Below are 24,005 nucleotides of genomic sequence, written 5' to 3'. Positions count from 1 at the left end.
TAGAGTGCCGGAGGGCGACGTCGCCTTATCCGGCCTACCAACAGCTTACGCTGTAGGCCGGATAAGACGCATCGCGTCGCCATCCGGCAATCATTATCAATGCGCCGCTGGCGCGCTATGCTGACGATGACGGGACACAAAGCCGAGCGCAAAGCACATCACAAAGACCACCGCATACAGACCATTCGCGGTGAGTAACGCCGCCTGTGGACCGCTGTGCGCCACAATCGGGCCGGTGACGACGAAGGTCAGCATCGTTCCGATGGTGCCGCAGGTCAGAATAAAGTTAACCAGCTTAGGCGAGGCCACTTTCGTTTGCTGCGATCCCAGCGTAATGATGGAGGTATAAATGGCGCTGGAGAAGAAGCCCAGCATCAGAATAAACCACGGCATATGCGCCTGCGTGCCGGTAATAAACAGATACATCAGGACCGCCGCCATACCCGCCAGTACGGTCAGGATGCGTTGCAGATCGAAAAAGCGCAGGATAAAGCTGAACGCCCACATACCAAACATATAGGACATCCAGAAATCACTCACCAGCGCCCCGGCGTCATTCAGGCTCATGCCGAGGCCTTTGGCATATTCCGGCACCCAGGAGATAAAGCCCAATTGACCGAGGATATAGCACAGCGCGGCGACGGCGAGAAACAGTACGCCAATGCCCCATTTTTCTTTGGCGACAGGTGCCTGAGAGTGCTGCGCATGTTTACCCAGCGCCGGAAATTCACAGCCGAAGGTCAGGATGAAAATCGCCAGGTAGACCAGGCCGATGCAGGCGTAGACCCAGTACCACTCAATACTACGCGCCAGCAGGAAGGCGGCGACCATAGGAAAAATCATCCCCGCCATGCTGAAGAAGGAGTCGGTAAACAGCAGTCGGGAACCGCGCTGACGCCCTTCATACAGTTGCGTAATCAGGAAGGTGCCAATCGACATGGTGATCCCGCTGACCAGCCCCAGCACAAACATCGCCGCTGAGAACAACGCCAGGCTGTGGCTGAACATCAGCCCGGCCACCGCCAGTACCATCAGGATAAAACCAAAGCGTAGCTGTGTTTTCAGCGGGATGATTTCCATCAGCCACGCATTGAGGAAGATCGAGATCAAAATCCCGGTGTTCAGGAAAGTGAAGGTGTTACTCATGCTGGAAACGGGCAGCTGAAAATAGTCTGCGATATTTCCCATCACCATCCCGGTGACAATCACCAGCGCCCCGGTCAGGGCGTAGGAAAGAAAGCTGATCCATGTGAGCTTGATGCGGTTGCTGTTAGTCATGTCTGGCCTTGAAGAGAAGTGAAGCGCGTGGAGGGCGCGTTAAGCGGGCAGATTTTAGGCGCTTTTGTGATGCATTTAAATAATTATTAGTGATAGTAATGTTCATTACATTTTTTAATGTGATGTTTGTCACATTATATTGCAAGAATACGGCGTTGCGTCGTAACGTTACATTTGTTTCATATACGTAAAATTAGGTAAAGGGCTGGCCTGGCCCAGGAAGGCTCTTTAAAATCATTCCACTTGCTTTATTTCTGCTCTCTTTAAGGAAATCTCATGCTCAAATCGACTCTGGCGGCTGTCGCAGCTGTTTTCGCTCTTTCTGCTCTTTCTCCCGCAGCGTTGGCAGCAAAAGGCGATCCTCATGTGCTGTTAACCACCTCCGCCGGGAATATTGAGCTGGAGCTGAACAGCCAGAAAGCGCCGGTTTCTGTGAAAAACTTTGTCGATTACGTCAACAGTGGTTTCTATAACAACACTACGTTTCACCGCGTTATTCCTGGCTTTATGATTCAGGGCGGTGGTTTTAACGAGCAGATGCAGCAGAAGAAACCGAATCCGCCGATTAAGAATGAAGCCGACAACGGTCTGCGTAATACTCGCGGCACGATCGCGATGGCGCGCACCGCAGATAAAGACAGCGCCACCAGCCAGTTCTTTATTAACGTCGCGGATAACGCTTTTCTCGACCACGGTCAGCGCGACTTTGGCTATGCGGTATTTGGTAAAGTGGTAAAAGGTATGGATGTCGCCGATAAAATCTCACAGGTACCGACGCACGATGTCGGGCCTTACCAGAATGTGCCGACAAAACCAGTCGTTATCCTTTCCGCGAAAGTCCTGCCATAAAACATGCCTGCGCGGGTGCGAGCCGCCCGCGTTTTCTCCCTGTCTCAGCGTAACCTGAAATTGCTGCTTATACTTGTGGTCAAGCACAGACATATTCAGGGAGGCCCGGTGAAGAAACTTACCGATAAACAAAAGTCACGCTTTTGGGAACAGCGGCGCAACGTTAACTTCCAGCAAAGCCGCCGTCTCGAAGGTATTGAGATCCCCTTAGTAACCCTAACCGCCGATGAAGCGCTGGCACGTCTTGACGAGCTTCGGAGGCACTATGAGCGATAAATTTGGCGAAGGGCGCGATCCGTACCTCTATCCGGGGCTGAATGTGATGCGTAATCGGCTGGGGATTCATCAGGCCCAGCGACTGGCGCAAGCGGCATATGAAATGACCGCGCTCCGCGCCGCCACGATTGAACTGGGGCCGCTGGTACGCGGCTTGCCTCATCTGTGCGCGATTCATCGCCAGCTCTATCAGGATATTTTCGACTGGGCAGGGCAATTGCGGGAGGTCGATATTTACCAGGGCGATACCCGTTTCTGCCACTTTGCCTATATCGAAAAAGAGGGCAACGCTCTGATGCAGGATCTGGAAGAAGAGGGCTATCTGGTCGGTCTGGCGCACGAGAAGTTTGTCGAGCGGCTGGCGCATTACTACTGTGAAATTAACGTGCTTCATCCGTTTCGTTTGGGGAGCGGGCTGGCGCAGCGCATCTTCTTTGAACAGCTGGCGCTACATGCAGGCTACGCGCTGAGTTGGCAAGGTATTGCGGCTGAAACATGGAAGCAGGCGAACCAGAGCGGCGCGATGGGCGATCTCTCCGCTTTGCAGGCGATTTTTCAGAAAGCGATAAGCGAAGCTCGCGAAACTGAGTAAAATAGTTCGGTTCTACTGACCACCCGGAGCCGCCATGATCCTGCTTATCGATAACTATGATTCCTTTACCTGGAACCTCTACCAGTATTTTTGTGAACTGGGCGCGGAAGTGCAGGTCCGGCGCAATGATGCGCTGACGCTGGCGCACATTGACGCTTTGAACCCGCAAAAAATCGTTATCTCTCCTGGCCCCTGTACGCCAAATGACGCTGGCATTTCACTGGCGGTTATCCGCCATTATGCCGGACGTATTCCGATGCTGGGCGTTTGCCTGGGTCATCAGGCGATGGCGCAGGCCTTTGGCGCGTCGGTGGTGCGGGCAGCGAAAGTGATGCACGGTAAAACGTCACCTGTTACGCATAATGGACAGGGCGTGTTTCGGGGATTGCCCAGCCCGTTAACCGTGACACGTTACCACTCGCTGATTGTCGACCCTGCCACGTTGCCAGAGTGTTTTGAGATCACCGCCTGGAGTGAAACGCAGGAGATTATGGGCATTCGCCACCGCGAGTGGGATCTGGAAGGCGTGCAGTTCCACCCGGAAAGTATTCTCAGCGAACAAGGACACGCTCTGCTGGAAAATTTCCTCCGGCGTTGATTTGTGGTTGCTATTGAGTGATTTTTTATTCATATTTTGTGATTATAATTTCACTGGCGTTTCTACTTAACCGGGTGGTAATGATATGGCAACTGAACAAACGGCTATTACGCGCGCAACTTTTGATGAGGTGATTCTGCCTGTTTATGCACCGGCGGACTTTATTCCGGTCAAAGGTAAAGGCAGCCGCGTATGGGATCAGCAGGGCAAAGAGTATATCGATTTCGCCGGCGGGATTGCAGTGACTGCGCTGGGCCATTGCCATCCGGCACTGGTCGAGGCGCTGAAATCCCAGGGGGAAACCTTGTGGCATACCAGTAACGTTTTTACCAATGAACCGGCGTTGCGTCTGGGACGTAAACTGATCGACGCCACGTTTGCCGAGCGCGTGCTGTTTATGAATTCCGGCACCGAAGCGAACGAAACCGCTTTTAAACTGGCGCGTCATTATGCCTGCGTGCGCCATAGCCCGTTCAAAACGAAAATCATTGCCTTCCATAACGCCTTTCATGGCCGTTCCTTGTTTACCGTCTCTGTCGGCGGGCAGCCAAAATATTCCGACGGCTTTGGGCCGAAACCCGCCGATATTATTCACGTTCCCTTCAACGATCTTCATGCGGTGAAAGCGGTAATGGATGACCACACCTGCGCGGTGGTGGTCGAGCCGATTCAGGGTGAAGGCGGCGTGCAGGCGGCTACACCGGAATTCCTCAAAGGGTTACGCGACCTGTGTGACGAGCATCAGGCGTTGCTGGTGTTTGATGAAGTGCAGTGTGGGATGGGGCGCACCGGAGACCTGTTTGCCTATATGCACTACGGCGTCACGCCGGATATCCTCACCAGCGCCAAAGCGTTAGGCGGCGGTTTTCCGGTGAGCGCCATGCTGACCACGCAGGAGATCGCCTCGGCCTTCCATGTCGGTTCGCATGGTTCAACCTATGGCGGTAATCCGCTGGCCTGTGCGGTGGCTGGCGCGGCATTCGATATTATTAATACGCCAGAGGTACTACAAGGCATTCACACTAAGCGGCAACAGTTTGTGCAACATTTGCAGGCGATTGACGAGCAATTTGACATTTTCAGCGATATTCGCGGCATGGGGCTGCTGATTGGCGCGGAACTGAAGCCGGAGTACAAAGGTCGGGCGCGCGATTTTCTGTACGCAGGCGCGGAGGCTGGCGTGATGGTGCTCAATGCCGGAGCCGACGTGATGCGTTTTGCCCCGTCGCTGGTGGTGGAAGAGGCGGATATCAATGAAGGAATGCAGCGCTTTGCGCAGGCGGTAGGGAAGGTGGCGGCCTGATGGCGGATTGCCGGATAAGCGTAGCGCATCCGGCAGTCGGACTTAACCTTTTGTATCCCGTAGCCGCTTACTCAGCCAGATACCGTGATGCGGACGCTGACGCCAGGCCATCGACGAAATGGTGTGCATGGTGTTCAGATGGCCAATGATGCGCTGTAAATGTTGTTCCAGAGTGCTCAATAAGCCATGTGACGGCATGTCCGGCGACTCCAGAATATTGACATCGCCGGAGCCGCCTGGCCTGTCGTACTCCAGGCGCTGCTGGCAGCGCTGAATCGCAATCTCGCAAGATTCCAGATAGCGCTGCGCCAGATCCGGCGTCAGCATGGTGTGTTCCCGCGCCAGCGTCGTCATGGCGTTGATATGCTCGACAATAAACTGGCTGTGCGTGACCCACAGTTTCATATCCGACAGATAGTGGGTATTGAACCCGGGTTCCTGCATTGCCTGATTTAACGAGTTGAATAACGTGTTATGCGCCTGGTTGACCCGCATTCTTTGATAAGCGAGCGGGGTGGCTTGCGGATCGTTACTGAGGATCAGTCGGATAGCTTCTTGATCGGCTTCCAGCGCATCATGGGCGTTTTTACGTAATAGCCCGCTTTGCCATTGCGGCCACAGCCAGACCATGCCGCCAAAGGCAATTAAACAGCCAATCAGCGTATCGATCAGCCGCGGCACAATAAACTGCTCTCCGTTTAACGTCAGTAACTGGATGGTGTATACCGCCGTCACCGTAAAGCCGACCGTCGCCCAGCCGTAGTTTTTACGAATAATCAGATAACTTGCCAGCGTTAGTACCAGCATGACCGCCAGCGTAATGCTTTCGGGAATATGTAAGTGCAGCGTGACGCCGGCAATCACCAGGCCGACCAGCGTTCCGACCGAACGATGCAGAATACGTACGCGCGTCGCGCCATAGCCGTTTTGGGTGACAAACAGCACTGTCATGAGGATCCAGTACGGTTTAGGCAGGTGCAACGCGCTGCCCATCAGACTGGCGATGCTCATCATCACGCTGATGCGTCCGGCATTGCGTAGCGCCGGCGATTTTAGAGACATATAATTTTTCAGCGCCGGAAGTAGCGGCAGGCGACGCTGTTTATCGGCCATCAGGTCGCGGGCGTACAGCGGTCGCTGAGTACGCAGCACACGGGCGATTCGACTGAAGTGCCAATAGCAGAACTGGCCTACCGGATTTTCAGGATGCTGATTGGCGATCTTCTCCAGAGCGCCAATCTGTTTTTCCATGGAGAAGCGCGTCGGCAGACGATGATAAAGAATGTCATCCGCCAGCACGCGCAGGCGGGCGGCGACCGTTTGCGCATTCCAGCGAATCACCTCTTCCGCATGGCTGCGTTCTACCAGTTTCTGTACCTCTTCCGGCTGATGCAAGCTGACGGAGATGTGCTCCTGCAAATCCATCGCTTCCTGAAAAGCCCGCAACAGGCGCTTGTAATCATTGTTGTTGTGCGCCGAAAGCATATGCATCTGTTGGTAACACTGGGTAATGAGATCGACCGCTTTTTGCTGGCGTATCAGCAGGGGAGGCAGCGCTTTTTCCGGATCGATATGTTGGGTGAGCAGGCTGTATTTCGCTTCGCAATAATCGGCCAGTTCACGGTATAACAAACTCAATGACTCGCGCAGCGGCTGTTCGCGCCATAGCCAGAACCAAAACCAGTTAAACACGCCGTACCATAGCGTGCCCATCGCATAAATGAGCAGCGGCTCCCAGACGGGCATGTATCCCGCAAGACTCAGGGTAAAGATGGCGGCAATCAGCGACGCTGGCAGTAGCCGCGCGTGAAGCGGGCTAATTTCCGCCGTCACGCCAAGCACCAGCGTGAGCCCGGTCAGGATCAACGGCAGGGGGATGGATTCCGCCAGCAGAAGTTGCGTTACCAGACTGCATCCGGCGAACAGCGACGCGCCGATGATCAGGCGTTTAAAAAAGCGTTTGTGCGGGGTATCCAGACCTGCAATGTTGCAGCAGGCGGGAACAAGAGAGAAAAGCAAGCCCAGGTGTAGCTGGCCTATCAATAAACCGACAGCCACAGGCAGGCACAGCACCAGCGTTTGCCGTAGTGCGTAATTAATCTCTGGGTGATAAATCAGTCTTCGCCACATCGATGCAAACAAAAATGGCGCATGATAAAACGCGCCATTCTGACGGAATTAACGGGTGCCGTAGACGACGATGGTCTTGCCATGCGCGGAGATCAGGTTTTGATCTTCCAGCATTTTCAAAATACGACCAACGGTTTCGCGGGAGCAGCCGACGATCTGGCCGATTTCCTGACGGGTGATTTTGATCTGCATCCCATCCGGGTGCGTCATGGCATCGGGCTGTTTCGCCAGATTCAGCAGCGTCTGAGCGATACGCCCGGTGACGTCAAGGAAGGCGAGGTTACCTACTTTTTCAGAGGTGACTTGTAAGCGACGAGCCATCTGGGAAGAGAGGCGCATCAGAATATCCGGGTTGACCTGGATTAATTGGCGAAATTTTTTGTAGGAAATTTCAGCGACCTCACATGCGGTTTTCGCACGTACCCAGGCGCTGCGTTCCTGGCCTTCTTCAAACAGGCCCAGTTCACCAATAAAATCACCCTGATTCAGATAAGAAAGGATCATTTCTTTCCCTTCTTCATCTTTGATCAGCACTGCCACGGAGCCTTTAACGATGTAGTACAGCGTTTCTGCTTTTTCACCCTGGTGAATCAGCGTGCTCTTTGACGGGTACTTATGAATGTGGCAATGAGACAAGAACCATTCAAGAGTCGGGTCTGTTTGCGGTTTGCCAAGCACCATGCGCGGTTATCCTCTGTTATAAGCTGTCTCCAGAGCCAGAAAACGGCACTGTCTCTGGGGTTGCAAAAATATACTTCCCGCTACCTGGGAAGGGGGCTACGAAAATAGATTGTAGCCTGTAATGTGATGTCCTCTGCATACATGCAGTACGTCAATGTATTACTGTAGCATCTTGTCTGTTTTAGCATAGCTTTCGCCGTGTGTCTCCTGGTGTCTCGCTTCAGCATGACCCAGGTCGCCTTCCATTGCGACTTTTGTGGTATGCGCGTAATCTTTCAGGAAAATTGAAACATTGGAGTTACGAAATATGCAAGCGCGTGTAAAGTGGGTTGAAGGACTCACGTTCCTCGGAGAGTCCTCCTCCGGCCACCAGATTTTAATGGATGGCAACTCCGGTGACAAAGCGCCGAGTCCGATGGAGATGGTATTAATGGCGGCTGGCGGATGTAGCGCTATTGATGTGGTATCAATCCTGCAAAAGGGCCGTCAGAATGTCACCAACTGCGAAGTGAAGCTGACATCCGAGCGCCGGGAAGACGCGCCGCGCCTGTTTACGCACATTAATCTGCATTTTATCGTTATCGGCAGCGATCTGAAAGAGGCTGCCGTCGCGCGCGCTGTCGATCTCTCCGCGGAAAAATATTGCTCGGTGGCGCTAATGCTGGAAAAAGCGGTCAATATTACCCATTCGTATGAAGTGATTGCGGCGTAACATGTGATGCCGGATGGCGGCGTGGCTTTATCCGGCCTACCCGTTTTTATCTCGTAGGCCCGATAAGCGTAGCGCCATCGGGCATTTCACCGCGGTTATTCGATTTTTTTGCCTTCCATTAATCGCTGCACCAGCGGCAACATAATCAGCTCCATCGCCAGCCCCATTTTGCCGCCCGGCACCACTAATGTATTAATGTGAGAAATGAACGAGCCCTGGAGCATCGCCAGAAGCCAGGGAAAATCGATCCCTTCCAGATTGCGGAAATGGATCACCACAAAACTCTCATCCAGCGAGGGAATACCCTTTGCGGCGAACGGATTGGACGTGTCGACGGTCGGCACGCGCTGGAAGTTAATATGGGTACGCGAGAACTGCGGCGTAATGTAATTGATGTAGTCGTCCATGGAACGCACCACGGAATCCATCACCGCTTCACGGGAGTGTCCGCGCTCGCTGGTGTCGCGGATTAGTTTCTGAATCCACTCGAGGTTGACGATAGGCACCACGCCAACCAACAGATCAACATGACGCGCGACATCATGTTGCGGGGTGACGACGCCGCCGTGCAGTCCTTCATAAAACAGCACATCGGTCGGTTCGGGAAGCGGCTGCCAGGGCGTAAACGTGCCGGGAACCTGATTCCACGGTACGGCTTCATCATAGGTATGCAGATATTTACGCGACTGGCCTTTACCCGTCTGCCCGTACTCAATAAAGGTATGTTCCAGTAGGCTAAAGTCATTGGCTTCAGGCCCGAAATAGCTGATATGCCGCCCGGCGTCACGCGCTTTGCGGATCGCCATGTCCATTTCCGGGCGGGTGTAACGATGAAAACTGTCGCCTTCCACCTCGGCGGCGTGCAGATTTAACTGCGCGAAAATTTTACGAAACGCGAGGCTGGTGGTGGTGGTCCCCGCGCCGCTTGACCCTGTTACTGCTATCACCGGATGTTTGGCTGACATGGCAACTCCATGATTGAGCTTTAGTAATAATGTATTGTCGGCAAAGGCGTTTTATTCGCGAAACTGCTTTTTCGGCATAATATTGACCGTTTCATGTAATTCAGACCATACCAGCACGGCCTCGCCGGATTGCAGTTGGCGTTTTACGTCAGCGACTTTTTGTTCAAGCGAACGTTCATGTTCACCATAATCGGTGCCTTCGCGCAACACAAAGCTTTCGATCAGGTTGTCCAGCGTGTCGGGGGCGAGCCCCTGCCAGGGAATGATCATGATGACGCCTCCAGGTACGTTGTCAGCCAGTCAGGAATTCGGCGTTCCAGCCACATTTCAGGGCGCAGCGGCGTACCGCCGATAAATCCTACGTGTCCGCCATGCTCAGTTAGCTGATACTCCACCTGCGGGGGCAGATCTTCCGCTTTAGGGATCACATGATGATCCATAAACGGATCGTCTTTAGCGTGAATAATCAGCGTCGGTTTAGCAATCTGGTTAAGCAACGGCATGGCGCTACACTGACGATAGTAGTCGATGGCGTCGGCAAAGCCGTGAATTTTCGCGGTGATCAGGTCGTCAAACTCGCGAATACGGCGCATTGATTTCAGTTGCGCCAGATTCACCGGCAGCGACCCGGGATACGCCGCCAGCTTGCGTGACGCATTCGCTTTTAACAGATTAAGCAAATAACGCTGATAGACGCGGGAAAACCCTTTGTCCATATGGTAGCTACAGGCTTCGAGAACAAAGGGCGCAGAAACAATCACCGCCGCCTCGATGGGAATATCGCGGCCTTCTTTCGCCAGCAGGCACGCCAGCATATTACCGCCGAGCGAATAGCCCACGGCGGCTGTCGGAACGGCGCCGAGCTCCCGCTGTAGCCAGCGTAAAAACCAGGCTCCGTCCTCCGTTTCACCGGAGTGGTAAATACGATTCAGACGGTTGGGTTCGCCGCTACAGCCGCGAAAGTGCATCACCACGCCCAGCCAGCCGCGCTTTTGCGCCGCCTCAATCAGCCCGTGGGCATAGGGGCTGTTCAGGCTGCCTTCCAGACCGTGAAAGACCACCAGCCGCGGTTTATGCTTTGCCTGTTGCGGTTCTTCGCTCCATGCCAGATCGACAAAATCGCCGTCCGGTAGCTCCAGCCGCTGCCAGTGGGCGTTGAACTTCACTTTGCGGCGGATTAAGCGCGGCAGCATAGTTTGTAAATGGCGATTACGAATGCCACGCATGGGAATAAATTCATGCGAGTCATTGACAGGCGGGGTCATTTCTGTGGACGTGATCTCAACCATAGCACCAGAACAATTGATAATTGGAAACAATACTATACCGCGCATAAGGTTCACAGATTAGTCAATATGTGATTTTACGTTCAATTGGTCGTCTGGCGAAATAAAATTGCGCCTCATTTCATCAGAGGGGGCGGTATGCAAGGCGCGCGCAATACCCCACAGAAATCGCGTGAACCCCTGCATCAGCCGAATTAATCGTGGTAGTGTGGCAACACGATAGTTATGCGACTCAAGGAGAAGGCATGTCGAAGACACTTTTACAGATCCATTTTAACTTTAGCGGCCCTTTTGGCGAGGAGATGACCCAGCAACTGGTCGGGCTGGCGGAGTCTATCAATGAGGAGCCGGGCTTCATCTGGAAAATCTGGACAGAAAGCGAGAAAAACCAGCAAGCTGGCGGCATTTACTTGTTTGAATCCGAAGAAACGGCGCAGGCTTATATTAAAAAACACACTGCGCGTCTGAAAAATCTTGGCGTTGATGAGGTGACGTTTAAATTATTTGGCGTGAACGACGCGCTGACGAAAATAAATCACGGCAACCTTTGCCGCTAAATCACATAACGCAGGCTTCTGTTCCGGTGCTGCCGACCGCAACGGTAATCTTTATACCGGGACGAGTACCGAAGAGGCCTTTATGGACGAACAGCGGACAACGAACGTTCTCTTCCAGCGTGTTCAGCGCCTCGGCGGTGCGGGCGATGTTACCTTTCTCCACAAACATCATGAAGATGGTGAGCTTGCGGAAGGTAATGTCATCGGTGATTGACAGGTTCATCGTCCGCCCCGCGCGTTAGTCGTTCTGCATCATTTGCTCAAGCTGCTCCTGCGCCTCAAGCCATGCCATTTCACATTCTTCCAGCCCGGATTTGGCGCTGGCCTGCTGTTGCAGACACTCGGTCATCTCCGCTTTACGGCTGGGGTCATACAGGCTGCTGTCGCCGAGCTTCTCTTCCGCCTGCGCTAACTGGGCGTTGAGCTTTTCCATCTCTTTTTCCAGACGGGTAATCTCTTTACGCAGCGGCTGCGTCAGAGTGCGTAGCTCGGCTTCGCGACGCTTCTGATCTTTGCGTGACTGGGCGCTGTTGGCGTTGTTTTCCTTCGGCGCGTCGTCGGCCTGGTTTTCCTGCTTCTGCACATCGCTCAACCACTGCTGATAATCTTCCAGGTCGCCGTCGAACGGTTCGACCTTTTTGTCGTGAACCAGATAGAGGTCGTCAGTGGTGGAGCGAATCAGGTGGCGGTCGTGCGACACGACGACCAATGCGCCTTCGAAATCAATCAGCGCTTCGGTGAGCGCCTGACGCATGTCGAGATCCAGGTGGTTGGTCGGTTCATCGAGCAGCAGCAGATTTGGACGCTGCCAGACGATCAGCGCCAGTACCAGGCGCGCTTTCTCGCCGCCGGAGAAACGTTGCGTCTCTTCCGTTACTTTGTCGCCCTGGAAACCGAAGCCGCCGAGATAGTCGCGCAGCTTCTGCTCCAGTTCCTGCGGCGCCAGACGCGCCATATGCTGCAACGGGGATTCATCCGCGCGCAGGAACTCCAACTGGTGCTGGGCGAAGTAGCCGAGCTTAATGCCTTTGGCGAGGCCGATTTCACCGTGCAACGGTTCCAGTTCGCCCGCCAGCAGCTTGATCAGCGTCGATTTCCCCGCGCCGTTGCGGCCCAGCAGGCCGATACGCGAGCCGGGCACCAGGTTCAGCTTGATGGATTCCAGAATGATGCGATCGCCATAACCTGCGCTGACTTTTTCCATCTTCAGCAGCGGGTTCGGCAGGCTTTCCGGCGCGCGGAAGCTGAAATGGAACGGGTTGTCGACATGAGCCGGCGCAATCAACTCCATACGCTCCAGCATCTTGATACGGCTTTGCGCCTGCTTGGCCTTGGTGGCCTTGGCTCGGAAACGGTCGATGTAGCTTTGCAGATGCGCCACACGCTCCTGCTGGCTCTCATACATCGCCTGCTGTTGCGCCAGGCGCGTGGCGCGCTGAACTTCAAACGCGCTGTAGTTGCCGGTGTACTCGAACAGAGTCTGCTGTTCGATATGGATAATTTTATCCACTATCGGGTCAAGAAAGTCGCGATCGTGGGAAATCAGAATCAGGGTGCCCGGATAGCTCTTCAGCCATTTTTCCAGCCAGATAACGGCATCCAGATCGAGGTGGTTGGTCGGTTCGTCGAGCAGCAGTAAATCGGAACGGCAAATCAACGCCTGGGCCAGGTTAAGGCGCATCCGCCAGCCGCCGGAAAAGTCGCTGACCGGACGTTCCAGCTGATCGTTAGAGAAGCCGAGGCCGTGTAGCAGGCTGGCGGCGCGCGAGCGAACGGTCCATGCATCGATGGCGTCCAGCTTGCCGTGTATGGAGGCGATAGCATGTCCGTCGTTACGTTCGTTGGCGTCGTTAAGCTGCGCCTCCAGCTGCCGGTATTCACGGTCGCCGTCAATGACATACTCAATCGCTGGCTGAGGCAACGCAGGTGTTTCCTGATTCACCCACGCTAATTGCCAGGTTCCGGGCAGGGTAAAACTCCCGGCATCGGCGCTGATTTCATTTTTTAGCAATGCCAGCAGGGTAGATTTACCGCAGCCGTTTTTACCCACCAGGCCGACTTTCTGGCCTGGATTAATGGTAGCCGAGGCATTGTCCAGTAGGACGCGCACGCCGCGACGAATTTGTAACGAGGAGAAAACAATCATAAGGCGCCGTATGTTCAGACTATGTTAATTTATCATTATGATAATGTAATATTCGGGCGTACCGCCGCGCTGGAGCGCAATGGTAGCTCAAAACAACAACGATACACAAAATCATTCAGGCCGCCTTTGGTGAGGGACAAGAATATCTCTCATTAATCCCAAGCGGCGGACATAGAGTACGTTCCTGAGTTGAACAAACGCTGTCAACGTAGAAGCGGCCTGAAGAATGGCATGTATCGACCCAAAACAACCGGGAGGGGGATTGATGTCTCAGCCAGCGAAAGTCTTGCTGTTGTATGCCCATCCGGAATCTCAGGACTCGGTTGCTAACCGGGTACTGCTTAAACCGGCCATACAGCACAATAACGTAACCGTGCACGATCTTTATGCGCGCTATCCTGATTTTTTTATCGACACGCCCTATGAACAAGCCCTGTTACGTGAGCACGACGTCATTGTTTTTCAGCATCCCCTTTACACCTATAGCTGTCCGGCTTTACTGAAAGAATGGCTTGATCGCGTTTTGAGTCGGGGGTTCGCCAGCGGACCAGGGGGAAACCAACTGGTGGGAAAGTACTGGCGTAGCGTGATTACGACCGGCGAGCCGGAGAGCGCTTACCGGTATGACGCGCTAAACCGCTATCCAATGAGCGATGTACTGCGCCCCTTTGAACTGACCGCGGCCATGTGCCGGATGCACTGGATGCCGCCCATTATTGTGTACTGGGCGCGGCGCCAGTCGCCGCAGACGCTGGCCAGTCATGCGAAAGCCTATGGCGAGTGGCTGGCGAATCCTGTGAGCGCGGGAGGCTATTGATGGAAGGTGCTGATTTATTGACAGCGGGAGTGTTGTTTCTCTTCGCGGCGGTGGCGGCGGTGCCGCTGGCGGCCAGGCTGGGCATCGGCGCGGTGCTAGGGTATTTGCTGGCGGGAATCGCCATCGGTCCGTGGGGGCTGGGATTTATCAGCGACGTTGACGAGATCCTGCACTTTTCCGAACTGGGCGTCGTGTTTCTGATGTTTATCATTGGTCTCGAACTCAATCCGTCCCGGCTTTGGCAACTACGGCGCTCTATCTTCGGCGTCGGCGCTGCTCAGGTGCTGTTAAGCGCGGCGGTGCTGGCGGGGTTATTGATGCTTGCTGATTTCTTATGGCAGGCGGCGGTCGTCGGCGGGATTGGCCTGGCGATGTCTTCGACGGCGATGGCGCTACAACTGATGCGCGAGAAAGGCATGAACCGTAGCGAGTCCGGGCAGTTAGGGTTTTCCGTCTTACTGTTTCAGGATTTAGCGGTGATCCCCGCGCTGGCGTTGGTGCCTTTACTGGCGGGATCGGTCGACGAGCACTTCGACTGGTTTAAAGTGGCAATGAAGGTACTGGCTTTCGCGGTAATGCTGATTGGCGGTCGTTACCTGCTGCGCCCGGTATTTCGTTTTATTGCTGCGTCCGGCGTGCGGGAGGTCTTCACTGCCGCGACGTTGTTGCTGGTGTTGAGCGCCGCCTTATTTATGGACGCGCTGGGACTGTCGATGGCCCTGGGAACCTTCATTGCCGGCGTTTTACTGGCAGAGAGCGAATACCGGCATGAGCTGGAAAACGCTATCGATCCCTTTAAAGGTTTACTGCTTGGGCTGTTCTTTATCTCCGTCGGTATGTCGCTAAATCTCGGCGTACTTTATACCCATTTACTGTGGGTGGCGGCGAGCGTTGTTATTCTGGTCGTCATAAAAATGCTGACGCTGTATCTGCTGGCGCGGCTATATGGAATAAGAAGTTCTGAACGGATGCAGTTTGCCAGCGTGCTGAGTCAGGGGGGCGAGTTCGCTTTTGTGCTCTTTTCTACCGCCTCTTCTCAGCGCCTGTTTCAGGGCGATCAGATGGCGTTATTATTGGTGACTGTCACGTTATCAATGATGACCACGCCGCTACTGATGAAAGGGATTGATAAGTGGTTATCGCGCCGTCTTAATGGCCCGGAAGAGAATGATGAAAAGCCGTGGGTTGAAGATGATAAGCCCCAGGTGATTGTCGTCGGCTTTGGCCGTTTTGGTCAGGTGATCGCTCGCTTATTGATGGCGAATAAGATGCGTATCACCGTGCTGGAACGCGATATCGGCGCCGTTAATCTGATGCGCAAATATGGTTATAAAGTGTATTACGGCGACGCTGCACAAGTCGAGCTGCTGCGTTCTGCGGGCGCGGAGGCGGCGGAGTCGATAGTCATCACGTGTAATGAACCGGAAGACACGATGAAGCTGGTGGCGCTGTGTCAGCAGCATTTTCCTCATCTGCATATTCTTGCGCGAGCGCGTGGACGTGTGGAGGCCCATGAGTTATTACAGGCTGGCGTCACGCAGTTTTCCCGTGAAACGTTTTCCAGCGCGCTGGAATTGGGACGTAAAACTCTGGTGTCGTTAGGTATGCATCCGCATCAGGCGCAACGCGCGCAGTTGCATTTTCGTCGGCTGGATATGCGAATGCTGCGGGAGCTGATCCCGGAGCATAGCGACATGGTACAGATTTCGCGCGCCAGAGAGGCCCGACGCGAACTGGAGGAGATTTTTCAGCGCGAAATGCAACAGGAACGGCGCCAGTTGGATGGCTGGGATGAATTTGAGTAGGGGTAAAACAATGGCAATCCGTAAACGTTTTATTGCAGGCGCGAAATGTCCGGCCTGTCAGGCGCAGGATACAATGGCGATGTGGCGTGAAAATAATGTCGATATTGTTGAATGCGTTAAGTGCGGGCATCAAATGCGGGAAGCGGATAAAGACGTTCGCGAGCATGTTCGCAAAGAAGAGCAAGTGATCGGGATTTTTCATCCGGACTAGCGATATGCCGCAGGTTTTTTTAAGCTAAGGGGTACACGGCTGCAGAATTCCGCTACAATCTGCGCCACTATTCTTCCCATGCTCAGGAGATATCATGAAAGTAGCAAAAGACCTGGTGGTCAGCCTGGCCTATCAGGTACGTACAGAAGACGGTGTGTTGGTTGATGAGTCTCCGGTGAGTGCGCCGCTGGATTACCTGCACGGTCACGGCTCCCTGATCTCTGGTCTGGAAACCGCGCTGGAAGGCCATGAAGTTGGCGACAAATTTGATGTCGCTGTTGGCGCGAACGACGCTTACGGCCAGTATGACGAAAATCTGGTGCAGCGTGTGCCTAAAGACGTCTTTATGGGCGTTGATGAACTGCAGGTAGGGATGCGTTTCCTGGCGGAAACCGACCAGGGCCCGGTACCGGTAGAGATTACCGAAGTGGAAGACGATCACGTTGTGGTTGATGGTAACCACATGCTGGCGGGCCAGAATCTGAAATTTAACGTAGAAGTTGTTGCGATTCGTGAAGCGACTGAAGAAGAACTGGCTCACGGTCATGTTCACGGCGCGCACGATCACCACCACGATCACGGTGAAGACGGCTGCTGTGGCGGTCATGGTCATGACCATGGTCACGAGCACGGCGGCGAAGGCTGCTGCGGCGGTGGTGGTAAAGGCGGTTGCGGTTGCCATTAATCCCCGTCGTCTTTCAAGCCACCGCGGTGTTGGCTACGCTTTCAAACCCCGGTCACATAGTTATCTATGCTCCCGGGGAATTTTCAAGCTTGCCGCCTTGCTGTGACTCGAAATCCTTAGGGTATTATCATTGGTTCGATAAATCATCGGGCACAAAAAAGCGGGTTATCCCCGCTTTTTTTCCGTCTCAATAATGCGGCGGCGGCGTTTCTTCTGCCTGAGAGGCGATATTTGACGGCTGACTGGCTTTTAACTTTTCCGTGAGCAAACGCAGATGATCGCGCAGCTTCGCCATCTCCATTTCATGTGCGGTTACCGTCAGGTTTAGTTCTTCTATGGTAATCTCCTGGAACGCCAGACGGCTTTCCAGTTCAGCCAGACGAGCTTCCATCGTGATATCCTGCATGATGTACCTCTTTATGTTGTCTCCGTCGGCGGATTCTACTTAACTTTACCGGCTTTCACAGCAACCATTACGCGCACTACGAAACTAATTTAAACAAAAAGAGTCTGAAAAGAAGTGATAATAGGGCGTGTTCGTATGTTGATTTGTTCTGCAACGATTTATAGTACGCTTCTTACGTAAGTTAACATGGGGTGAGATGCCCCGGCCCTGGAGATATGGATGAAATCACTGTTTAAAGCCACGCTGCTGGCAACTACGATGGCCGTTGCTATGCATGCACCGATCACTTTTGCTGCTGATGCGGCGAAACCGGCAGCTACCGCTGATAGCAAAGCAGCATTTAAAAACGACGATCAAAAAGCGGCTTATGCGCTGGGCGCCTCGCTGGGTCGTTACATGGAAAATTCGCTTAAAGAGCAGGAAAAGTTGGGCATCAAACTGGATAAAGATCAGTTGATTGCCGGCGTTCAGGATGCCTTTGCCGATAAGAGCAAACTGTCCGATCAGGAAATTGAGCAAACGCTGCAGACGTTTGAAGCACGCGTGAAGAGCGCTGCTCAGGCGAAGATGGAAAAAGACGCTGCCGATAACGAAGCAAAAGGTAAAACGTTCCGCGACGCTTTTGCTAAAGAGAAAGGCGTGAAAACCTCCTCTACCGGTCTGCTTTACAAAGTAGAGAAAGAAGGCACAGGCGAGGCGCCGAAAGATAGCGATACCGTTGTGGTGAACTACAAAGGTACGCTGATCGACGGTAAAGAGTTTGATAACTCTTACACGCGCGGCGAACCGCTCTCCTTCCGTCTGGATGGCGTTATCCCAGGCTGGACTGAAGGCCTGAAAAATATTAAGAAAGGCGGCAAGATCAAGCTGGTTATCCCACCGGCGCTGGCCTACGGTAAAACGGGCGTTCCGGGTATCCCGGCGAACTCCACCCTGGTATTCGACGTAGAGCTGCTGGATATCAAACCAGCGCCGAAAGCGGATGCTAAACCTGCCGATGCGGCTGACGCTAAAGCCGCAGATGCTGCTAAAAAATAAAAACTGAGAGCCGCCGCTTGTAATAGCGGCGGTTTTTTTTATTCAGGCCGGATATATTACTCACCATAATTTGATTTGCGGATAACGGCGCTTGTGCTGGTCGTTAAGGGCGAGACCGTAGGCTGAATGACCGCCAACGCGCACGTAGTCTGAAATAGACGAGCAAATTAGTACTGGAAAGATGAACCCTCACTGTATTAATTTAATCATCCGCGTAAATAATGAGCCTGCCCTGAAAACATAACGACAGGCTCCTGAAAAGGAGTGTTTTTTTTCATGTCCAGGTCGCTTTTAACCAACGAAACCAGTGAACTTGATTTGCTGGATCAGCGTCCCTTCGAGCAAACCGACTTCGATATTCTGAAATCCTACGAAGCGGTAGTGGACGGGTTAGCGATGCTTATAGGTTCCCATTGTGAAATCGTATTGCACTCTTTGCAGGATCTAAAATGTTCAGCCATTCGTATTGCCAATGGCGAACATACGGGCCGTAAAATTGGCTCGCCGATTACCGACCTGGCGTTGCGCATGTTGCACGACATGACAGGGGCGGACAGTAGCGTGTCGAAATGCTATTTCACGCGCGCGAAAAGCGGTGTCTTGATGAAGTCGTTGACGATTGCCATTCGCAACCGCGAGCAGCGCGTCATTGGTCTACTGTGCATCAACATGAACCTTGATGTGCCATTTTCACAGATTATGAATACCTTTATTCCGCCGGAAACGCCGGAAGTCGGCTCAGCGGTTAATTTTGCCTCCTCAGTCGAAGATTTAGTCACCCAGACGCTGGAGTTCACGATCGAAGAAGTGAATGCCGATCGTAATGTCTCTAACAACGCGAAAAATCGTCAGATCGTCCTTAACCTGTACGAAAAAGGCATTTTCGATATTAAAGACGCCATTAACCAGGTAGCCGATCGTCTGAATATCTCAAAACACACGGTTTACCTCTATATTCGCCAGTTCAAAAGCGGCGACTTTCAGGGGCAGGATAAATAATGCGTTATGCCATTATGGTCACCGGGCCGGCATATGGCACCCAGCAGGCCAGCAGCGCATTGCAGTTCGCCCACGCGCTGCTCAATGAGGGGCATGAGTTAGCCAGCGTCTTTTTCTATCGGGAAGGAGTCTATAACGCCAATCTCCTGACCTCGCCGGCGAGCGATGAATATGATCTGGTACGCGCCTGGCAGAAATTGAATACGCAGCATGGCGTAGCGCTGAACATCTGTGTCGCGGCGGCGCTTCGTCGCGGTATTATTGATGAAACTGAAGCCGGCAGACTGGAGTTGCCGTCCGCCAATCTTCAGCCGGGCTTTACGCTAAGCGGCCTGGGTGCGCTGGCGGAGGCATCTCTCACCTGCGATCGGGTGGTGCAGTTTTAATGAAACGTATTGCATTTGTCTTTTCCACCGCGCCGCACGGTAGCGCTTCAGGTCGTGAAGGGCTGGATGCGCTGCTGGCGACGTCAGCGCTAACGGAAGCGCTGGGCGTCTTTTTTATCAGCGACGGCGTCTTTCAGTTATTACCAGGACAAAAACCAGACGCTGTGCTGGCGCGTGACTATATTGCTACTTTCAAGCTCTTTGATTTGTACGATATTGATCAATGCTGGATCTGCGCGGCATCGCTGCGCGAGCGTGGTCTGGAGAACGTTAATTTTGTGGTAGACGCCACGCCGCTGGAACCCGTAGCGTTACGCCGCGAGCTTGGCAACTATGATGTCATCCTGAGATTCTGAGGCGTTTATGCTGCATACCTTACCTCATTGCGCCTCGGGCGTTGATTTTCCCGCTTTGCTGCGCCTGCTAAAAGAGGGCGATGCGCTTTTGCTGCTCCAGGATGGCGTTACCGTCGCGATTGAAGGTAACCGCTTCCTTGAAAGTCTGCGTGATGCCCCCATAACGGTCTATGCCTTGAAAGAAGACATTGACGCCCGCGGCCTGGGTGGTCAAATTTCAGACAGTGTCGTCAGGGTTGACTATACTGAGTTTGTCAGACTCACGGTTAAGTATGCCAACCAGATGGCCTGGTGATGGCGGGATCGTTGTATATTTCTTGACACCTTTTCGACACCGCCCTAAAATTCGGCGTCCTCATATTGTGTGAGGGCGTTTTATTACGTGTTTACGAAGCAAAAGCTAAAACCAGGAGCTATTTAATGGCAACAGTTAACCAGCTGGTACGCAAACCACGTGCTCGCAAAGTTGCGAAAAGCAACGTGCCTGCGCTGGAAGCATGCCCGCAAAAACGTGGCGTATGTACTCGTGTATATACTACCACTCCTAAAAAACCGAACTCCGCACTGCGTAAAGTTTGCCGTGTTCGTCTGACTAACGGTTTTGAAGTGACTTCCTACATCGGTGGTGAAGGTCACAACCTGCAGGAGCACTCCGTGATCCTGATCCGTGGCGGTCGTGTTAAAGACCTCCCGGGTGTTCGTTACCACACCGTTCGTGGCGCGCTTGACTGCTCCGGCGTTAAAGACCGTAAGCAAGCTCGTTCTAAGTACGGCGTGAAGCGTCCTAAGGCTTAATGGTTCTCCGTTAAGTAAGGCCAAACGTTTTAAATTAATGTCAAACTAAACTCGTAGAGTTTTGGACAATCCTGAATTAACAACGGAGTATTTCCATGCCACGTCGTCGCGTCATTGGTCAGCGTAAAATTCTGCCGGATCCGAAGTTCGGATCAGAACTGCTGGCTAAATTTGTCAATATCCTGATGGTAGATGGTAAAAAATCTACTGCAGAATCAATCGTATACAGCGCGCTGGAGACCCTGGCTCAGCGTTCTGGTAAATCTGAACTGGAAGCTTTCGAAGTCGCTCTCGAAAACGTTCGCCCGACTGTAGAAGTTAAATCCCGCCGTGTAGGTGGTTCTACTTATCAGGTACCAGTTGAAGTCCGTCCGGTCCGTCGTAATGCTCTGGCAATGCGTTGGATCGTAGAAGCTGCTCGTAAACGCGGTGATAAATCCATGGCTCTGCGCCTGGCGAACGAACTTTCTGATGCTGCAGACAACAAAGGTACTGCAGTTAAGAAACGTGAAGACGTTCACCGTATGGCAGAAGCCAACAAGGCGTTCGCACACTACCGTTGGTAATCCCTTCGGAGTCATAGTCACCAGGCGGGCGCTTCAGGTAAGTCGCCCGTTTTGGATAACTTAACTGAACGCCTAAAGATATCAACGAGGAATCAAATGGCTCGTACAACACCCATCGCACGCTACCGTAATATCGGTATCAGTGCGCACATCGACGCCGGTAAAACCACTACTACCGAACGTATTCTGTTCTACACCGGTGTAAACCACAAAATCGGTGAAGTTCATGACGGCGCAGCTACCATGGACTGGATGGAGCAGGAGCAAGAGCGTGGTATTACTATCACCTCCGCAGCGACTACTGCATTCTGGTCTGGTATGGCTAAGCAGTATGAACCGCATCGCATCAACATCATCGACACCCCGGGGCACGTTGACTTCACTATCGAAGTAGAACGTTCCATGCGTGTTCTCGATGGTGCGGTAATGGTTTACTGCGCAGTTGGTGGTGTTCAGCCGCAGTCTGAAACCGTATGGCGTCAGGCAAACAAATACAAAGTTCCGCGTATTGCGTTCGTTAACAAAATGGACCGCATGGGCGCGAACTTCCTGAAAGTTGTTGGTCAGATCAAAACCCGTCTGGGCGCGAACCCGGTTCCGCTGCAGCTGGCAATTGGTGCTGAAGAAGGTTTCACCGGCGTTGTTGACCTGGTGAAAATGAAAGCCATCAACTGGAACGATGCCGACCAGGGCGTTACCTTCGAATACGAAGATATCCCGGCTGACATGCAGGACCTGGCTAACGAATGGCACCAGAACCTGATCGAGTCCGCCGCAGAAGCTTCTGAAGAGCTGATGGAAAAATACCTGGGTGGTGAAGAACTGACTGAAGAAGAGATCAAACAAGCTCTGCGTCAGCGCGTTCTGAACAACGAAATCATCCTGGTAACCTGTGGTTCTGCATTTAAGAACAAAGGTGTTCAGGCGATGCTGGATGCGGTAATTGATTACCTGCCATCCCCGGTAGACGTACCTGCGATCAACGGTATTCTGGACGACGGTAAAGATACTCCGGCTGAGCGTCATGCAAGCGACGACGAGCCGTTCTCTGCGCTGGCGTTCAAAATCGCTACCGACCCGTTTGTGGGTAACCTGACCTTCTTCCGTGTGTACTCCGGTGTGGTTAACTCTGGTGATACCGTACTGAACTCCGTGAAAACTGCACGTGAGCGTTTCGGTCGTATCGTTCAGATGCACGCCAACAAACGTGAAGAGATCAAAGAAGTTCGCGCGGGCGACATCGCGGCTGCTATCGGCCTGAAAGACGTGACTACCGGTGACACCCTGTGTGATCCGGAAAACCCGATCATTCTGGAACGTATGGAATTCCCTGAGCCGGTAATCTCCATCGCGGTAGAACCGAAAACCAAAGCTGACCAGGAAAAAATGGGTCTGGCTCTGGGCCGTCTGGCGAAAGAAGACCCGTCATTCCGCGTATGGACTGATGAAGAATCTAACCAGACCATCATCGCTGGTATGGGTGAACTTCACCTGGATATCATCGTTGACCGTATGAAGCGTGAATTCAACGTTGAAGCTAACGTGGGTAAACCTCAGGTTGCTTACCGCGAAGCGATTCGCGCGAAAGTTACCGACATCGAAGGTAAACACGCGAAACAGTCTGGTGGTCGCGGTCAGTATGGTCATGTTGTTATCGACATGTACCCGCTGGAGCCGGGCTCTAACCCGAAAGGTTACGAGTTCATCAACGACATCAAAGGTGGTGTAATTCCTGGCGAATACATCCCGGCCGTTGATAAAGGCATCCAGGAGCAGCTGAAGTCTGGCCCGCTGGCGGGTTATCCGGTAGTTGATCTCGGTGTGCGTCTGCACTTCGGTTCTTACCATGACGTTGACTCCTCTGAGCTGGCGTTTAAACTGGCTGCGTCTATCGCCTTTAAAGAAGGCTTTAAGAAAGCAAAACCAGTTCTGCTTGAGCCGATCATGAAGGTTGAAGTAGAAACACCTGAAGAGAATACCGGTGACGTTATCGGCGACCTTAGCCGCCGTCGTGGTATGCTCAAAGGTCAGGAATCTGAAGTTACAGGCGTTAAGATCCACGCTGAAGTACCGCTGTCTGAAATGTTCGGATATGCAACTCAGCTGCGTTCTCTGACCAAAGGTCGCGCATCGTACACTATGGAATTCCTGAAGTATGATGATGCGCCGAACAACGTTGCTCAGGCCGTAATCGAAGCCCGTGGTAAATAAGCCGCAGGGTTAAAAACCAAAATCCCGTGCTCTCTCCTGAAGGGGAGAGCGCTATAGTAAGGAATATAGCCGTGTCTAAAGAAAAATTTGAACGTACAAAACCGCACGTTAACGTCGGCACCATCGGCCACGTTGACCACGGTAAAACTACCCTGACCGCTGCAATCACCACCGTACTGGCTAAAACCTACGGCGGTGCTGCTCGTGCATTCGACCAGATCGATAACGCTCCGGAAGAAAAAGCGCGTGGTATCACCATCAACACTTCTCACGTTGAATACGATACCCCGACCCGCCACTACGCACACGTAGACTGCCCGGGGCACGCCGACTATGTTAAAAACATGATCACCGGTG

General features: G+C 53.1%; 29 protein-coding genes. 20 read left to right on the top strand and 9 right to left on the bottom strand.

All coding sequences use genetic code 11. From position 1 onward, the window contains the following. Positions 1 to 96: 96 nt before the first annotated feature. A complete protein-coding gene (gene tsgA, locus J4614_RS15185; protein WP_031602272.1) occupies positions 97 to 1,278 on the bottom strand; it encodes an MFS transporter TsgA in 1,182 nt (393 codons plus the stop codon). A gap of 276 nt (positions 1,279 to 1,554) precedes the next feature. Here tsgA and ppiA point away from each other — a divergent pair, with 276 nt between their 5' ends. From ppiA to J4614_RS15160, 5 genes are all read left to right on the top strand, one after another. Beyond that, a complete protein-coding gene (gene ppiA, locus J4614_RS15180; RefSeq protein ID WP_000920478.1) occupies positions 1,555 to 2,127 on the top strand; it encodes a peptidylprolyl isomerase A in 573 nt (190 codons plus the stop codon). 108 nt (positions 2,128 to 2,235) lie between these two features. Beyond that, positions 2,236 to 2,403 carry a YhfG family protein gene (locus J4614_RS15175; protein ID WP_001519136.1) on the top strand — a complete coding sequence of 56 codons (168 nt, stop codon included), beginning with the start codon at positions 2,236 to 2,238 and terminating at the stop codon, positions 2,401 to 2,403. Beyond that, the gene (locus J4614_RS15170; protein WP_001280672.1) at positions 2,393 to 2,995 is read left to right on the top strand and encodes a putative adenosine monophosphate-protein transferase Fic; all 603 of its coding nucleotides are present in this window, start codon (positions 2,393 to 2,395) and stop codon (positions 2,993 to 2,995) included. Before J4614_RS15175 ends, J4614_RS15170 begins: the two co-directional genes overlap by 11 nt. A gap of 34 nt (positions 2,996 to 3,029) precedes the next feature. Then, complete coding sequence (gene pabA, locus J4614_RS15165; RefSeq protein WP_000601879.1) at positions 3,030 to 3,593, top strand: aminodeoxychorismate synthase component 2; 564 nt, start codon at positions 3,030 to 3,032, stop codon at positions 3,591 to 3,593. 85 nt (positions 3,594 to 3,678) lie between these two features. After that, positions 3,679 to 4,896: an aspartate aminotransferase family protein gene (locus J4614_RS15160; RefSeq protein ID WP_086776922.1), complete on the top strand. Its 1,218-nt coding sequence runs from the start codon at positions 3,679 to 3,681 to the stop codon at positions 4,894 to 4,896. 42 nt (positions 4,897 to 4,938) lie between these two features. Here the strand turns inward: J4614_RS15160 and J4614_RS15155 are convergent, their stop codons facing one another. Together J4614_RS15155 and crp are read right to left on the bottom strand one after the other, a co-directional pair. Beyond that, complete coding sequence (locus tag J4614_RS15155; RefSeq protein WP_080191462.1) at positions 4,939 to 7,026, bottom strand: YccS/YhfK family putative transporter; 2,088 nt, start codon at positions 7,024 to 7,026, stop codon at positions 4,939 to 4,941. Positions 7,027 to 7,074: 48 nt separating this feature from the next. Beyond that, positions 7,075 to 7,707 (bottom strand): cAMP-activated global transcriptional regulator CRP, encoded by a 633-nt coding sequence (gene crp, locus J4614_RS15150; RefSeq protein WP_000242758.1) that lies wholly within the window; start codon positions 7,705 to 7,707, stop codon positions 7,075 to 7,077. 307 nt (positions 7,708 to 8,014) lie between these two features. Between crp and J4614_RS15145 the strand changes: the two genes are divergently transcribed. Then, complete coding sequence (locus J4614_RS15145; protein WP_058653660.1) at positions 8,015 to 8,419, top strand: OsmC family protein; 405 nt, start codon at positions 8,015 to 8,017, stop codon at positions 8,417 to 8,419. A gap of 95 nt (positions 8,420 to 8,514) precedes the next feature. On the opposite strand, the gene J4614_RS15140 is transcribed toward J4614_RS15145, so the two are convergent. Genes J4614_RS15140 through J4614_RS15130 form a run of 3 tightly spaced genes read right to left on the bottom strand, consistent with a single transcriptional unit; the run spans position 8,515 to position 10,718 of the window. Further along, positions 8,515 to 9,384 carry a phosphoribulokinase gene (locus J4614_RS15140; protein ID WP_001274690.1) on the bottom strand — a complete coding sequence of 290 codons (870 nt, stop codon included), beginning with the start codon at positions 9,382 to 9,384 and terminating at the stop codon, positions 8,515 to 8,517. Between the two features lie 51 nt (positions 9,385 to 9,435). Continuing rightward, positions 9,436 to 9,654, bottom strand: coding sequence for a YheU family protein (locus J4614_RS15135; protein ID WP_000586568.1), 219 nt, complete (start codon positions 9,652 to 9,654; stop codon positions 9,436 to 9,438). Beyond that, complete coding sequence (locus J4614_RS15130) at positions 9,651 to 10,718, bottom strand: hydrolase (RefSeq protein ID WP_001214117.1); 1,068 nt, start codon at positions 10,716 to 10,718, stop codon at positions 9,651 to 9,653. Before J4614_RS15130 ends, J4614_RS15135 begins: the two co-directional genes overlap by 4 nt. 197 nt (positions 10,719 to 10,915) lie before the next feature. Here J4614_RS15130 and J4614_RS15125 point away from each other — a divergent pair, with 197 nt between their 5' ends. Beyond that, a complete protein-coding gene (locus J4614_RS15125; protein WP_000047689.1) occupies positions 10,916 to 11,227 on the top strand; it encodes a monooxygenase in 312 nt (103 codons plus the stop codon). Position 11,228: 1 nt separating this feature from the next. On the opposite strand, the gene J4614_RS15120 is transcribed toward J4614_RS15125, so the two are convergent. Together J4614_RS15120 and J4614_RS15115 are read right to left on the bottom strand one after the other, a co-directional pair. Then, positions 11,229 to 11,450 carry a LysR family transcriptional regulator gene (locus J4614_RS15120; RefSeq protein WP_001054031.1) on the bottom strand — a complete coding sequence of 74 codons (222 nt, stop codon included), beginning with the start codon at positions 11,448 to 11,450 and terminating at the stop codon, positions 11,229 to 11,231. Positions 11,451 to 11,465: 15 nt separating this feature from the next. Continuing rightward, the gene (locus J4614_RS15115; protein ID WP_023233146.1) at positions 11,466 to 13,373 is read right to left on the bottom strand and encodes an ABC transporter ATP-binding protein; all 1,908 of its coding nucleotides are present in this window, start codon (positions 13,371 to 13,373) and stop codon (positions 11,466 to 11,468) included. Between the two features lie 265 nt (positions 13,374 to 13,638). Between J4614_RS15115 and kefG the strand changes: the two genes are divergently transcribed. The 4 genes from kefG (at position 13,639) to slyD (ending at position 16,891) form a co-directional block, all read left to right on the top strand. Then, positions 13,639 to 14,190, top strand: a complete 552-nt coding sequence (gene kefG / locus J4614_RS15110) for a glutathione-regulated potassium-efflux system ancillary protein KefG (protein WP_000081820.1) — start codon at positions 13,639 to 13,641, stop codon at positions 14,188 to 14,190. After that, on the top strand, positions 14,190 to 15,995 hold the full coding sequence (gene kefB, locus J4614_RS15105; RefSeq protein WP_116722912.1) for a glutathione-regulated potassium-efflux system protein KefB: 1,806 nt from the start codon (positions 14,190 to 14,192) through the stop codon (positions 15,993 to 15,995). The genes kefG and kefB overlap by 1 nt, the downstream gene beginning before the upstream one ends. 10 nt (positions 15,996 to 16,005) lie before the next feature. Further along, positions 16,006 to 16,206, top strand: coding sequence for a YheV family putative zinc ribbon protein (locus J4614_RS15100; RefSeq protein WP_001007735.1), 201 nt, complete (start codon positions 16,006 to 16,008; stop codon positions 16,204 to 16,206). A 94-nt stretch (positions 16,207 to 16,300) separates the two neighbouring features. After that, a complete protein-coding gene (slyD, locus tag J4614_RS15095; protein ID WP_000861341.1) occupies positions 16,301 to 16,891 on the top strand; it encodes a peptidylprolyl isomerase in 591 nt (196 codons plus the stop codon). A gap of 187 nt (positions 16,892 to 17,078) precedes the next feature. Here slyD and J4614_RS15090 read toward each other — a convergent pair whose 3' ends face one another. Then, positions 17,079 to 17,297, bottom strand: a complete 219-nt coding sequence (locus J4614_RS15090) for a protein SlyX (protein ID WP_001152701.1) — start codon at positions 17,295 to 17,297, stop codon at positions 17,079 to 17,081. Positions 17,298 to 17,516: 219 nt separating this feature from the next. Here J4614_RS15090 and fkpA point away from each other — a divergent pair, with 219 nt between their 5' ends. The 9 genes from fkpA to J4614_RS15045 all read left to right on the top strand — a co-directional run. Then, positions 17,517 to 18,335, top strand: a complete 819-nt coding sequence (gene fkpA, locus J4614_RS15085) for an FKBP-type peptidyl-prolyl cis-trans isomerase (RefSeq protein ID WP_000838225.1) — start codon at positions 17,517 to 17,519, stop codon at positions 18,333 to 18,335. A gap of 276 nt (positions 18,336 to 18,611) precedes the next feature. Then, positions 18,612 to 19,334: a transcriptional regulator gene (locus J4614_RS15080; RefSeq protein WP_000091471.1), complete on the top strand. Its 723-nt coding sequence runs from the start codon at positions 18,612 to 18,614 to the stop codon at positions 19,332 to 19,334. Next, positions 19,334 to 19,720 carry a sulfurtransferase complex subunit TusD gene (gene tusD, locus J4614_RS15075; protein WP_001268011.1) on the top strand — a complete coding sequence of 129 codons (387 nt, stop codon included), beginning with the start codon at positions 19,334 to 19,336 and terminating at the stop codon, positions 19,718 to 19,720. The genes J4614_RS15080 and tusD overlap by 1 nt, the downstream gene beginning before the upstream one ends. Next, complete coding sequence (tusC, locus tag J4614_RS15070) at positions 19,720 to 20,076, top strand: sulfurtransferase complex subunit TusC (protein ID WP_000820705.1); 357 nt, start codon at positions 19,720 to 19,722, stop codon at positions 20,074 to 20,076. Before tusD ends, tusC begins: the two co-directional genes overlap by 1 nt. A 7-nt stretch (positions 20,077 to 20,083) precedes the next feature. Further along, positions 20,084 to 20,371, top strand: coding sequence for a sulfurtransferase complex subunit TusB (gene tusB, locus J4614_RS15065; protein ID WP_000903398.1), 288 nt, complete (start codon positions 20,084 to 20,086; stop codon positions 20,369 to 20,371). A 125-nt stretch (positions 20,372 to 20,496) separates the two neighbouring features. Next, positions 20,497 to 20,871, top strand: a complete 375-nt coding sequence (rpsL, locus tag J4614_RS15060) for a 30S ribosomal protein S12 (protein ID WP_000246815.1) — start codon at positions 20,497 to 20,499, stop codon at positions 20,869 to 20,871. Between the two features lie 95 nt (positions 20,872 to 20,966). Beyond that, entirely contained in the window at positions 20,967 to 21,437 is a 471-nt protein-coding gene (rpsG, locus tag J4614_RS15055) for a 30S ribosomal protein S7 (protein WP_001138042.1), read from the top strand. Between the two features lie 96 nt (positions 21,438 to 21,533). Further along, on the top strand, positions 21,534 to 23,648 hold the full coding sequence (fusA, locus tag J4614_RS15050) for an elongation factor G (RefSeq protein ID WP_000124693.1): 2,115 nt from the start codon (positions 21,534 to 21,536) through the stop codon (positions 23,646 to 23,648). Positions 23,649 to 23,719: 71 nt separating this feature from the next. Further along, a partial coding sequence (locus J4614_RS15045; protein WP_000031682.1) for a GTP-binding protein occupies positions 23,720 to 24,005 on the top strand: 286 nt, incomplete at its 3' end.

Origin of the sequence: Salmonella sp. 32031103-2018-00083-FB-01-SM-01, assembly GCF_017571995.1 — a bacterium.
Classification (GTDB): Bacteria; Pseudomonadota; Gammaproteobacteria; order Enterobacterales; family Enterobacteriaceae; genus Salmonella; species Salmonella enterica.
The sequence above is the reverse complement of the archived record's forward strand: the minus strand, read 5'-3'. Positions and strand labels throughout refer to the sequence as shown.